Source organism: Pontibacter russatus (assembly GCF_009931655.1).
In the GTDB taxonomy this organism is placed as follows: domain Bacteria; phylum Bacteroidota; class Bacteroidia; order Cytophagales; family Hymenobacteraceae; genus Pontibacter; species Pontibacter russatus.
The window spans coordinates 3218526-3231653 of sequence record NZ_CP047984.1 but is presented as its reverse complement, the minus strand read 5'-3'; the positions used below and the strand labels follow the sequence as shown (position 1 = coordinate 3231653).

Here is a 13128-nt window from a genome sequence, read left to right as displayed (position 1 = left end):
CCCATATGAGCCAGCCCAAATCTTAAGCCTAACTCCCCTCCCTCTTTGCAAGGAGGAGAGTCTTACATGTTTATATATAGGCAGCTATTTCACGCCTTTCACGTTCATTTTTAAGCCATATACGCTGTCCATGGCCGTGATGAAAAGCGTCTTCCGGTCTTTGCCTCCGAATGTCACGTTTGCCGTCCAGCCTTCATCGATGGGTATATGGGCTATCTGCTCCCCCTTTTTGTTGAAAACGGTCACCCCCTTCCCGGTGAGGTATACATTTCCCTTGTTGTCGATGGTCATGCCGTCAGAGCCCATCGGGGCGAACAGTTTCTTGTTGGAGAGTTTACCGTCCGCTCCGATGTCGTACACATAGGTTTTGCCTGCCCCGATATCGGCTACGTACAGTTTCTTTCCGTCTGGCGTGCCGATGATGCCGTTTGGCTGTGTCAGCTCTTCGTCAACCCTGTAAAACTGGCGGCGGTCCGGGCTGAGGTAGTAGAGGTACTGGCCATCCTGCTGCATCTCCGGGTTGCGCGTCCAGTAGTCTCTCTCGTAGAGCGGGTCTGTGATGTACATGCCGCCCGAGGGGGCAATCCATATATCGTTCGGCCCGTTCAGCAACTTGCCTTCATAGTCCTTGATCAGCACGGTGTGGTTTCCGGACTTGTCGAAGGACCACAGTTGGTTGTGCTCGTCTGCCGCCGCGATAAGGTTGCCTTCTTTATCAAAGTACAGGCCGTTGGAGCGCCCCGGTTTATCAGAGAACGTGCTGAACTCGCCCGTGCCCGCCGACCAGCGGATGATCTTGTCGTTGGGCTGGTCGGTGAAGTACACATTGCCTTCCGCGTCTGCCGCGGGGCCTTCTGTAAACTTGTACCCATCGCCGAGTAGTTCTACCTTCGCCCCTTTGGCTACTATCGATTCCTTGTCTACGATCTGTGCGGAAACCAGCGCTGGCCAGAGAAGTAGTAAGGCAGCGCTCAGGCATGTTACAATCTTGTGGTGGTGCTTCATAGTGGCTGAAAGTTTTATGAATGCTTTGGCTGTTGTTGGGCAAATTGCTTTTTCAGTATTTCCGTTGTCTTACAAAATTATTGTCAACGACGGTTAAATGTCTGTCGAAATCAAACTTTTGAGATTTTACCAATTTTTCGACTATTTCAGCCGGTTCTTCAGGAGCAAAGGTGTCTGTTCGCAAATAGATGATTCCTTTAGGTGGTTTTAATCCTTTTTTGAAAACTAATTCTCCATAGTCTCGGTCAAAGGTTAATATGAGCCGTCCTTCTTTTATGGCTATATCAATTACTTCATGGTCCCGGATGCTTGGATTGTCTTCCCCAATCGACAACACATTATAGCCTTTCTCTCTTAAAGCCATCACGGAGGCTTTAGGAAAGTTTTCATTCGCCAGCAATCTCATTAATCAGTATAGGTTCTTTTATACATTAATCCGTCCCGAAAGCAATCCTGAACATATGAGAATATCGCTTTAAGGTGTTCCTTGTTTAATCGGGGATAATTTTCAAGTATTTGTTGTTCTGACCAACCTTGGGCTAAAAGTCCGACTATAAACTCTACCGATATTCTAGTGCCTTTGATAGTTGGCTTACCAACTAGAATATCCTCGTCTTCTATTATATATTCTTGCCAGTTCATAATCATATATAAATTATTTCAGATTTCTATGCGTACCTGCTAACACGGGCTTTGCGTTCGGGCGGGTTTCGGAGCACAAAACTGTCAACCAGCACTGAACTTGAGTAGAAGCACAAAGCTCCAAGTTTGCACGTCACCCCGCCTGACGCAAAACCCGTGTTAGCAGTAGGTCTTTCTCTCTTGTCTGTGTTTCATCCGTTCATTAGTCACGCCAAATTGTTTCCCATTGCAATATTTTTGCTTCTTCAACTGGTATGTCAGCCAGTTTTGTTGTTACATAAGTGTCTCCTTTGTGGAAATGAAAAGTTAATGTCCAGAAAACATCGTGTTCTGAATAAAATAAAATTTCAATTAAAACACCCCTTCCAGTTGCTCCGCTTGATGGACTTATGTCTATTCCTTTTTTTGAAATTGTCAGTTCCTTTAAAACCCCATCATTGTCATTTATTGGATTTACTCGAATAAAGACAGGATGATTATTTCCGTTGGTTGCATATTCTATTGTTTGTTCTTCCGTAAATCTTACAAAGTCTAAAGTGTCGGTTGGTAATTTTAAATTAAATCTTGCAACAACATTCGATATATACTTTGTTGTTCTTAAAATTTCATCTATTGCGTCTGCGTCTTTTTGTTTCGGAGGCAATTCTGGTCTGTAATTTTCTTCAATTTTTTTAATTTTTTCTTCCAAGTCAGGAAACCATTTTTCAAATGAACGATTAAGAATTGTCTCACTTATTTTTTTGTCACCTAACGTGTTGTTAATTGATGCAACAAGCTTTTTAAAATCTTCCTTTTCAAATTCTGTATTTTGGAGAAGCGATAAAGGACTTTTTACGTCATTTTGTTTCAAGTTGTCAAAAAGCAAACTACTTACTCTTGATTGGCTTACGTTCTTTGATAATGCCCCCGCTTCAAACATTATCCAAGGTTCAGTTAAATTCTCTTTAGTTAGAGATATGACACCAAAATTTGATTGTTCAAGTTCCGAATAAACATCTATCATCCATCTGTCACCTTTTTTGATGCTTTCACTTGATACAAAAGGTTCTAGTTGATTGATTACTAACGGAAACCATTCTTTAAGTTCTTTCGCTATTTGATGGCTTAATTTTCCTGACCAGCTTATAAATAATTTCATTTATTTCAATGTTTGTTGTGTCGTTCTACATTTACCGCCAACGTGTGGCTTTACGTGAACTTACGGTTATCTGCAATATGTGTGGAGGCTTCAGCTTTCAAAACTACTTTCCTTTATCTATCGCCTTCTCCATAGCATATAGCTACTACAATATAAAGAATATTTTGGGATATCCAGCCTTGTCCGTGCTGGCAAAACGCACATAAGCCCCCGCTGCCTTTGCCATTCACTTATATATCCTATGGCGGTTTCCTGACCTCGCAGCGTGCGCAGTTCCTGCGAGTGTCTGCACCCCAAACGCTCGCAGGAGCTGCGCACGCTGCGAGGTTCAAGGAAGGCGAGGTTCCTGAAAAAGCAAAGGCACCTGCAGGTATATACCCCAGGTGCCTTAGCAGTGGTTGTGGCTTTGCCGTTAGTCCCGCTTCGTCTTCAGCAGGTTGCGCAGCTCCGCAATCTCGTCGCGGTACTTGGCGGCCTGCAAAAAGTCGAGGTCCTTGGCGGCGGCTTCCATTTGTTTTTCTGTTGACTTGATGAGCTTTTCCAGTTCTTCGCGCTTCATCAACTGCACCACCGGCTCGGCAGCAATAGACACTTCTCCCGCGCCCGCGTACATCTTCACTTCTTTTTTCCTGGCGTCAGCTACAGCGGTCTGCTCAAACACCTCCTCATTCGATTTAAGGATGGTGCGCGGTGTGATGCCGTGCTCCTGGTTGTAGGCCATCTGCGTGGCGCGGCGGCGGTTTGTCTCATCGATGGCACGCTGCATAGAGCCCGTCATGCGGTCGGCGTACATAATCACTTTACCTTTCTCGTTTCGGGCAGCCCGGCCCATGGTCTGTATCAGCGAGCGCTGGTCACGCAGGAAGCCCTCTTTGTCTGCGTCCAGTATCGCCACCAGGCTTACCTCCGGCAGGTCGAGGCCCTCGCGCAGCAGGTTTACGCCCACCAGCACGTCAATCAGGCCCAGGCGCAGCTCCCGCAGAATCTCTACCCTATCCAGCGTCTTCACCTCCGAGTGCAGGTACTTGGCTTTGATATGGAGACGGTCGAGGTATTTGGTCAGCTCTTCGGCCATGCGCTTGGTCAGCGTAGTCACCAGCACGCGGGCACCTTCCTTCACACGCTCGTCTATCTCCTCCAGCAGGTCGTCTACCTGATTGGTGCTAGGCCGCACTTCTATCTCCGGGTCCAGCAGGCCGGTAGGGCGGATGATCTGCTCCACCACCACGCCCTCTGATTTTTGTATCTCGTAATCGCCGGGGGTGGCGCTCACATAGACCACCTGGCGCACCATGCTCTCAAACTCGTTGAACGTGAGCGGGCGGTTGTCCATGGCGGCGGGCAGCCGGAAGCCGTACTCCACCAGGGCCACTTTGCGTGAGCGGTCGCCGCCCCACATGGCGCGCACCTGCGGCAGCGTGGCGTGGCTCTCGTCAATCACCATCATATAGTCGTCCGGGAAATAGTCGAGGAGGCAGAACGGCCGTGTGCCGGGGGCGCGGCGGTCGAAGTAGCGGGAGTAGTTCTCGATGCCGGAGCAGTATCCCAGCTCGCGGATCATCTCGAGGTCAAACTCGGTGCGCTCTTTGATGCGTTTGGCCTCCGCCGGACGGTCCTCTTTCAGGAAGTACTCGTGCTGCGCCACCAGGTCAAACTGTATCTCATTGATGGCCTGGTGCAGGGTGTCTTTGCCGGTCACGAAGAGGTTGGCCGGGTACAGCGTGATCGCCTTCTCATCCGACAGCTTTTTGCCCGAAGCCGGGTCAATGCGGTGTATCTGCTCCAACTCATCGCCGAAGAAGTAAAGGCGGTAGGCAAAATCGGCGTAGGCAGGGAAGATGTCCACCGTGTCGCCCTTCACCCGGAATGTTCCACGTGTAAACTCGGCCTCGGTGCGGCTGTAGAGGATCTGCACAAAGGTATACAGGAGGTTATTGCGGCTGTAGCGCTGTCCCGGGGCCAGGTACAGCACGTTCTTCCCAAACTCCTCCGGATTACCGATGCCATATATACACGACACCGACGCCACCACCACAATGTCGCGGCGGCCCGAGAGCAGCGCCGAAGTGGTGTGCAGCCGCAGCTTCTCGATCTCCTCGTTTATTTGAAGGTCCTTTTCGATGAACACATCCGAAGAGGCTATATAGGCTTCGGGCTGGTAATAGTCGTAATAGGATATAAAGTACTCGACAGCGTTGTTGGGGAAAAACTGCTTGAACTCCCCGTAGAGCTGCGCGGCCAGCGTTTTGTTGTGGCACAGCACCAGCGTGGGCTTGCCCACATTCTGAATCACGTTGGCCATGGTGAAGGTCTTGCCCGTGCCGGTGGCCCCCAGCAGCACCTGCGCCGCCTCTCCGTTGTTGATGCCCTCGGTGAGTTGTTGTATCGCTTTCGGCTGGTCGCCGGTCGGTTTGAATTCGGATGTTAGCTGAAAATCCATCTGTTGATTTTGCGGAAATTAAAGATAAACTATAACACGAAAAGCGGGCAGTAAGTTTACAGCTTTGCATACTTCGACTTGCTGTACGGCAGCAGCAGATAGCTGCTATATATAAACAGCAAAGCCTGCTCAGGAAGGGCAGGCTTTGCTGTTTCAACGCATATACCAACAGGCGCTCAGTTGCCGCTTGTGGCAACGTCGAACTGCCATACATCGTCGTGCCATGTTGAGACGCTGCGGCCCAGGCCAATGTACCCTAAATCGCCGACGGTGAAACCAATCCCGCTCTCTCTGCTGGCGGCGCGGCTCGACTCATCCACCAAACGCCAGGTATCGGCGGCCGGGTCGAATTCCCACACATCGCTTTGCGGGGCCGTGTTAGCCGGAGCCGCTGTCAGGGAGCCTCCTGCTATATAGGCTTTGTTGCTCAGCACGAATACAGCGGCGTAAGCCCGCGGCATGGGGAAGTCCTCGCCCGGTTCGCCGTCACGGTCAACGCTCGTCAGGCTTCTCAGGTTTCTCCACGATTCGGTGGCGGGGTTGTACTCCATAATGTCAGCCTCTAATATACCGTTGTTGCGGCCGCCGCCCACGTAGCCTTTGCCATTTACCGCAAAGGCATACCCGTTCACACGCTTGGCACCAGAGAAATCAGGCTTCGCAGCCCAGGCGCCCGTGGCAGGGTCATACTGCCAGAAGTCTTTCAGGTACTCCCCGTCGAAGCCTGCGCCTATATAGCCTTTGCCCTCCAGCGACAGGGCCACGGCACCGTAGCGCGCCGACCCAGGGAAATCTGCTATCTGCGTCCAGATATCTGTAGCCGGGTCATACTCCCAGAAGTCTTTCAGGTTTTGGGTGCCGTCGTAGCCGGTGCCTATATAGCCTTTGCCATTCGCGGCAAAGCCGACAGCGCCGCTTCGGCCCGCGCCGGGGAAATCGGCCAGCCTGGTCCAGGTGTCGTCTGCTGCATTGTACTGCCAGAAGTCGCTGAGGCGGTTTTCGCCGTCGAAGCCGGTGCCTGCATATGCCTTTCCGTCGATGGTAAACACGACGGCCCCGGTACGCGCCACGCCTTCAAAGTCAGCTTTCGGTGTCCAGAGCGTGGTTAGATCCACTTCAGGGTCGCTGTCGCACGAGGTAAGCACGCACACCGCCAACAGGAAAAACAGACTCGCAAACAGGCGCATGCGCTTATATATATTTCTCATAGCCCGTGGTCCTTATTTAATGGTCGTGTAGTAAATTTTCAACTTGATGCTCTGCTGCCCGTCTACCACGAGCCTGTTTACCCCCTGCCTGTACGGCGAAACGGGAGGCGCCAGCAAGAGCGTCAGGGCAGGCACATCCTCCTGCTTCAGCAGTTCTACAAGGTAGGGGGTCAGGTTAAAGTCGTAGCGGCCGCTCGGGTTTTGCTGGTCCGGAGCCTCATATTTTGCTTTCAGCACTTCCGTACCAGCCATAAGCGGGGCAAGCGGCACATTAGAGCTATTGGTGCTGTACAGGCCCATCTCCAGCGGTGCGGGGTACGGGTATTGCGCCGTGTTGCTCAGCGGCTCCACCACCAGCACCGCCCTGTTGATGAGGTCCGGCGGCACCTGCCCCTTCAGGCTGGCCAGGTGCGGCACCTCTATCCTGACCATCAGCCCCGAGCCACTTTGTGACACGCTCACGCCGCCTGTCTGGCTGGCTGGCTGCGGCTCGCCGCCCTGCACCAGGGCCGCCAGTTCGGAGTCTTCGAGGTTGGTCAGGAACTGGTTGTACTGCAGGTTCGGGTTCACGATTGCGAAGTCTCTTGTCTGGGCTGTGGCGGTGCCGTTTACGGTCTCAGTATAATAAAGCCGCACTTTGGTAGCGCCCACCGGAAAACCCAGCACGGCGTTCCCGCCGGTGCCCTTAATCTTCAGGCCGGGGAAGTAGCTCAGGAAGTTGGTGGCGTCTGTCAGGTTCGTATCGCCTGCTTTTTTCAGGCTAAGCCACTCCTGCCCCAGTTCATCGGACAGCGCTATTTCCAGGGTGTCTTTGGTTGCTGGCCTCGGCACAATAGTGAAGGAACTCAGCGCCTCCGGCACGGTGTCGGTGGCGCTTGTGTTGTAGAGCGCATTGTCGGCATACAGCACAGAATAAGGCTCCTCGTTAAAGAAGTAAGGCGACAGTTTGCGGGGGGTGATGGTTTCGGCAAGCTGGTGTATGTTGTATGTCACAGCCTGGGTGGTGTCGCCGTAGCTGTAGCCGGAGTAAGGCAGCAGCAGCGTCAGGGAGTCGAAGGTGGCGTCTGCGGCCACGGTCCAGGTGCCGCTGCCCAGCCCCACCTGGAAAAAAGTGCTGGCCAGAACGGTGCCGCTGTGTGGGTCAGTGTATTGCCCTGCCAGCATGTTGCCGGTGGCCGAGGTCGCGAGGGAGTCGAGGTATACCGTCGACACGTTTACGGTGAGCGTGTCGGTGTACTTCCCGGCGATGTTGTCGTCCACCAGTCCCAGGCCCAGTTCGTTCGGGTCTTCGCAGGAGACAAGGGCCACGCAGCAGCAAAGGAACAAGGTAACTTTATGGTGCAGTAGCGTTTTGATTCTTGAAAATTGCATATGGTTGTGTACTGTTGAAGCAGCTATTCCTCTGGGTTTGGTTACAGGATTTTTGTGGCGGGCCTGCTATTACGCCTTGCCGGAGGCCCGGCGCACCGCTGCGGAACTCATGAGGTTCATATATAAATCTCCGTTGGGCAGTTTCTGAGGCCTGTTTTTTTAATCAGCCTCAAATATAACACTATATTTCCGCTATCAGAAAGATAATATCCTATAGTAAACTTCTTTCTTTATTGATTATTGTACGCTTGCGGCACCGGCTGCTTCGCCGCAGTCGTGTGGCAGGCGGCGGTTTATATATGCCGCCGTATATATAAACCAAGCTGCAACTTGCTTACGAAATGGAAACATAACCCACCCCAACCCCTGATGCCATCACTGTTCCGGATTTCTTTACCCGAAACTTTGTCCGGAGCGAGTTTGCTAATCCACATGAACCCTTATAGGATTAGGAAATCCCCAACAGCTACCTTCCGGATTAAGAAATCCGAAAGAGCATTCCTAAAGTTTACGGCCATCAGAAACCATTTATATATAGCGCAACTCAAGGTATATAACCCAGGCTGTTTCAGCAGGGTGATGCACAGCGCACATCCTATATGCAGTAACTCCCGTAACAGCCCCCGGTCCTATCCATATATAGGAAGCGGAGAAACAGAAAAGCCTGCCAAACATGACAGGCCTTCTGCTTTAATCAACCATTCTTAATCAAACAACACACTAAACTCAAACCGTAGGTACTATCTTTTTCCGTTGCGACCTATATATCCCTTTCAGCCCCTCCCCCGTCGCCGCACACGCGCACCACGCGCACGGTGGGGTATATGACATGCACCGCCTCGCAGACCTGGGTGGGCTCGTCGTCCACCTCCAGCGACAGGCGCAGGCGGCGGCCGGGCTGCCGGTATTCCCCGGGCAGGTTGTGCGTGGTGACGTAGCCTTCGTGCAACTGCCCTATATAGCTGTTGCTCTGGCTGGCTGTCGCGGCCGCATTGTCCAGCAGCTTCAGCACATACCAACCACTCTGGCAGTTGTCGGGCCCTATTACCTCTGCTTGCAGGCAGGCTGGCGCTGGGTCGTTGCGCTCAGCGCAGCTCACCACCAGCAGCGACAGGCAGAGGTAAAACAGCACGATGTACAGGAAGCCTCTCATTCTACTTTTCTGGCTGTAATTTAAGTTTGCTGCCTCCAGGAAGGGCACCCGCCGGGGTGCCGCTACCTGAAAGGCAGTTTTTTCATAGCTTTATTTTGAGCGGGAAATTAAACTGGCTTAGCTGCGCCGCCGACTCAGGCAAGCAGGGCGAGCACGAGCAGCAGCAGGAGCGCGTACCATCCATACAGGTTTTGCCGCAGCACCAGGTGCAGCATGTAAAAAGCATCGCGTAAGGTGTCCATGGCGGCAGGAAGTATAGCTTGCACTCGTATGGATGACCCGTCCTGCGGCCGAAGGGTTGCACGGCAGCACAAAAATCACCTGTCTTTTTTACCCGAGCCCAGCTCGTAGTTCACGGCCATGTTCACCCCGACGGTGTAAGGCCTGCCCTGCGGGGCCTGCGTGTTCTCCGGATCCGCCAGCAGCGTGGCGAAGTAGCTTCGGAACTCGGGGCCCAGGGTTACAGATATATGGCTGGCCAGGCGCTTGCCCACACCTGCCGACAGGTTGCCCGACCACTGCAGTTTGCGGAAAGGCGAGTTCTCGTTCACGTCGTACTCCACGTCGCTCACGTCGGAGGCGGAGGCGAGGATGGTGGTCTGCAGCAGGATGTTGGCCGCCACGCCCGCCCCGCCGTACCAGAACCAGTCTTTGCCCATGTTGCCTTCGTACTGCAGGCCTACGGGCACTGTGAGGTAGCGGTAGCGGTGGTTCACCTTGTACTCAGGCGCTCTGGCCACCATCAGCGAGTCTGTTCCAGAGCTTCTGCTGATGGAGGGCAGGAAGATGGAGGAAGGCCCGCTGGAGCTATAGGCATCGGCGTAGGCGTTTCCCCAGAACTGCTGCACCACGTAGCTTGATTTGGAGCGGGAGGTGTTTTGCAGGAAACCAAGCCCTGTCAGCAGCTTCAGCTTCTTGCCCAGCCTGAAACTGGTTTTCATCTCCACGCCATAAGAAAAGCCCATGTCGGAGTTCTCGTCATACTCCTCGCTGGCCTGGTCCATATATAAAGACGACAGGGCAGTGGCGGGACCGCCCGCCATGAAGGTTTGCCTGCTGGAAGCCCCCATCATCGGGTTCGACATGCCAATGTTCTGGTCGAAGTAGCTCGGCGCGTACGCCATCCCCAGCGACCACCGGCCGCTTTCTTCCCGGTCCTCTTTCTTTGATTTTTTTGCGTCAGCGGCGGCGGTCTCGCTGCGGGCTATAGCCAGCGCCTTCCGCGCTTCCTCCTGCTGCCTGGCGCGCGCCATTACCTGCTCATTCTGCTTTACAAAACCGTCGGCAACAGGCTGTTGCGTGGCGGCTGGGGAGGAAAAAGACTGGCGGGTCACCCCTCGAATAGGAAACGCAGGCGCTTCCGCTGCCTCGGACATCGCGGCGATGGTGTTCCGGATGGATTTATATATAGAAAGCGGCCTTGTTCCGGTTACCGATTCAGAGCCGCCCGCAGTCGCAGGTGTTGTGAGGGCGATGGGATTTTCCGTTGCCGCTCCGTTACCGGGCGCTGCCTCTATATAGCCAATGGACGTATCTGTTCCGGTTTCAGACCCTGCTTCGGCGGCAGCCACTGCCCTCACCGCACGTCCGGCAGCCTGGCTGCTGGCATCATCGGGCCCGCCTTCCGCTGTCGGCTCCTGTTCTGTTGCAGTTTCGGCAGCGGCGATGGCGGCTTCTGTTTGTGCCGGGTTGTTATTTTGCTGGCCTGGGGCAGCAGGCGCAGGAGATGCGGGAGACACGGTGGACAGGGGCTGCTGTGCTGCCGGGGCGCCGCCGAAGTAATAGGCGCCTGCCCCGCCCACCAGTAGCAGCAGCACAATGCAGGCGGCGGCCAGCTGGCGGTAATATATAGCGCGCTTCTTGTACTCGCCGTTTTCCTGCACCGTCAGGCGGTGGTCTATGCGGACCCAGAGCTGCTGAGACGGAGACGCCTCAGCATCGTACATGCGGTTCCTGAACTCTTCCTCGAGTTTGCCGCGCTTATCGTTAGCTGCTGATGACATTTTCCTTGTTGTAGTTATTTTCCTGGCGGGAGATCATGCTCTGCAGGATGGCTCGCGCGCGTGAATACTGTGACTTAGACGTTCCCTCCGAAATATCCAGCATCTCCCCTATCTCCTTGTGGTTGTAGCCTTCGATGGCATACAGGTTGAACACCATGCGGTAGCGGGGAGCCAGGCTCTGCACCATGCTGAGCAGTTCGTCGAGGGAATAGCCTGTCAGGCTGAAGCTGTCGGAGGCAAGGTTGCTCACCTCGTCCGCCTCATGCGACACGGTGAGCAGTTGCTTGCTGCGCAGGTGCTTCAGGGCGGTGTTCACCATAATTTTCCGTATCCAGAACTCCAGCGGGCAGTCGCGCTTAAAATTCCCGATGTGGGTGAACACCTTCACAAACGCCTCCTGCATCATGTCTTCGGCCTCGAACGTGGTAGGGGCATACCGCAGGCAAACGGCCATCATCTTCCTGGAGTACTGGTCATACAGGAGCTGCTGCATGTCGCGTTTGCCCGCAATGCAGCCCTCTATGAGTTTGTCCTCGTCTGACTTTTGTTTCGTAAAAAGCTTCAAAAACTGCCTGTTTAGTTTGCCCTACACATCCACATGATACCTTACTGCACCAATTGGTTGCAAGCGCCCAGAAAATATTTTTCAAAGCCACGCCCGCCGGTATAGGTCCATTCATATAGGGGCTACATGGCCTCTGTAAATATATGGAATTCCGGCCGTTGCAGCTAAGCAGCAGCCCTTCGGCTAAAAAATCAGGGGAAACAGGAGGGTTTTACCGGCTGTATACAAACAGCGAAGCCTCCTGGTCTGGAAGGCTTCGCTGTGTGTAGTAGACATGAGTTTATATCGCCCGACTGTCAGAACATATGCAGGTGCAGCAGTTTATAGCCAAACAGCAGCAGCAGCGTGGCCAGCAGCAGCCACGTGTACCCCACTACTTTCAGTGCGGCCGCCGAGGTGTCGGAGGAGGCGCTCATTTCCTCATAGGCCTGCAGCCGCGCCTCCTGCCGCACGTCCTTCAGCAGCAGTTTGTAAGAGAGCCGCAGTCCCGCCGCTACCACCACCACATCGTCTATATATCCGAATACCGCCGTCATATCCGGCACCAGGTCCACGGGGCTGAGGGCGTAACCGATGGCCAGCGCCAGCAGCACGCGCACATACCAGGCCACACGGCCGTCGCGGTAGGCGAGGTACAGGGCATATATGTTAGTGTTGATGCTGTGTGTCTTCTGCTTCAGGGCATGTAGCTGCGTCATCGTCTCCGTCATTGATATTGTACTTTTTACGAAGGTAATACCCTGAATACTTGTACTAAATCAACTTTATGGTATGGTTATGATACGATAGGGAGTACAAGGCATCAAATGCCAGCAGATGCAGGCATTTTAAATAGCAGCAGAGGAAGAGGCCGTACTCTCTTGTGTCAGCTGTTCCATATATCCCAGGCGGCGTCGGCCTGGCGGTAGAGCATGCCCAGCCCGTTGCAGGTCTTTGCGCCTGCCGCCGCGCCGTTTCTCAGGAACTGCGTCTCCTCCGGGTTATAGACCAGGTCGTAGAGGTAGTGCCGGGCGGTGAGGGCTTCATAGGGCACGGGCGGGGCCGCCTCCGGGTGCGGGTGCATGCCGATGGGCGTGGTGTTGATGATGAGGTTATAGGACTGCAACAACTCCGGCGTCAGTTGGGCATAGGGCAGTTGCCCCGGCGCAGGCGTGCGCGACACAGCCATATAGGGTGTCTGCAGGGCTTCCAGCGCCGCCCAAACTGCCTTGGCGGCCCCGCCCGTGCCCAGCACCAGCGCCTTTCCCCGCTCCCGCTGCGGGTAAAACTCCTCCAGCGATATCTTGAACCCAATGTAATCCGTATTGTAGCCCTTTGTTTTCCCTTCGCTGATTTTGATGGTATTCACGGCGCCAATCTTCGCGGCAGTTTCATCCAACTCATCCAGCAGCGGTAGGACGTCCTGCTTGTAAGGCACCGTCACGTTCAGGCCCACCAGTTCCGGTTCCCGCTGCAGCAATGCCCCAAGTTCCTGCGCCGACGGCAGTTCGTACAGCTCATATAGGGCATCCGGTATGCCCTCCCGCTCAAACTTCTCCGTAAAATATTTTTTGGAGAAGGAGTGCCCCAGCTTTTTGCCGATAAGTCCGAATTTGCGCATGGT

Annotated in this window: 12 protein-coding genes; all 12 read right to left on the bottom strand. The window is 53.9% G+C overall.

Going from position 1 to position 13128, the window contains the following annotated elements:
• Positions 1–84: 84 nt before the first annotated feature.
• Positions 85–1005 (bottom strand): SMP-30/gluconolactonase/LRE family protein, encoded by a 921-nt coding sequence (locus tag GSQ62_RS13275; RefSeq protein ID WP_161889951.1) that lies wholly within the window; start codon positions 1003–1005, stop codon positions 85–87.
• Positions 1006–1057: 52 nt separating this feature from the next.
• Positions 1058–1411 carry a DUF5615 family PIN-like protein gene (locus tag GSQ62_RS13270; RefSeq protein WP_161889950.1) on the bottom strand — a complete coding sequence of 118 codons (354 nt, stop codon included), beginning with the start codon at positions 1409–1411 and terminating at the stop codon, positions 1058–1060.
• Entirely contained in the window at positions 1411–1647 is a 237-nt protein-coding gene (locus GSQ62_RS13265; RefSeq protein WP_161889949.1) for a DUF433 domain-containing protein, read from the bottom strand. Before GSQ62_RS13265 ends, GSQ62_RS13270 begins: the two co-directional genes overlap by 1 nt.
• Positions 1648–1849: 202 nt before the next feature.
• On the bottom strand, positions 1850–2785 hold the full coding sequence (locus tag GSQ62_RS13260) for a hypothetical protein (protein WP_161889948.1): 936 nt from the start codon (positions 2783–2785) through the stop codon (positions 1850–1852).
• A gap of 412 nt (positions 2786–3197) precedes the next feature.
• Complete coding sequence (uvrB, locus tag GSQ62_RS13255) at positions 3198–5225, bottom strand: excinuclease ABC subunit UvrB (protein ID WP_161889947.1); 2028 nt, start codon at positions 5223–5225, stop codon at positions 3198–3200.
• A 176-nt stretch (positions 5226–5401) separates the two neighbouring features.
• Entirely contained in the window at positions 5402–6433 is a 1032-nt protein-coding gene (locus GSQ62_RS13250) for a Kelch repeat-containing protein (RefSeq protein WP_161889946.1), read from the bottom strand.
• A 12-nt stretch (positions 6434–6445) separates the two neighbouring features.
• The gene (locus GSQ62_RS13245; RefSeq protein ID WP_161889945.1) at positions 6446–7804 is read right to left on the bottom strand and encodes a DUF4270 family protein; all 1359 of its coding nucleotides are present in this window, start codon (positions 7802–7804) and stop codon (positions 6446–6448) included.
• A 760-nt stretch (positions 7805–8564) separates the two neighbouring features.
• Entirely contained in the window at positions 8565–8957 is a 393-nt protein-coding gene (locus tag GSQ62_RS13240) for a hypothetical protein (RefSeq protein WP_161889944.1), read from the bottom strand.
• 317 nt (positions 8958–9274) lie between these two features.
• Entirely contained in the window at positions 9275–10960 is a 1686-nt protein-coding gene (locus tag GSQ62_RS13235; RefSeq protein WP_161889943.1) for an outer membrane beta-barrel protein, read from the bottom strand.
• Positions 10944–11525 (bottom strand): RNA polymerase sigma factor, encoded by a 582-nt coding sequence (locus tag GSQ62_RS13230; protein WP_161889942.1) that lies wholly within the window; start codon positions 11523–11525, stop codon positions 10944–10946. The genes GSQ62_RS13235 and GSQ62_RS13230 overlap by 17 nt, the downstream gene beginning before the upstream one ends.
• A 296-nt stretch (positions 11526–11821) precedes the next feature.
• Positions 11822–12223 (bottom strand): YkvA family protein, encoded by a 402-nt coding sequence (locus tag GSQ62_RS13225; protein ID WP_161889941.1) that lies wholly within the window; start codon positions 12221–12223, stop codon positions 11822–11824.
• A gap of 167 nt (positions 12224–12390) precedes the next feature.
• Positions 12391–13125: a shikimate dehydrogenase family protein gene (locus tag GSQ62_RS13220; RefSeq protein ID WP_161889940.1), complete on the bottom strand. Its 735-nt coding sequence runs from the start codon at positions 13123–13125 to the stop codon at positions 12391–12393.
• Between the last annotated feature and the right edge of the window lie 3 nt (positions 13126–13128).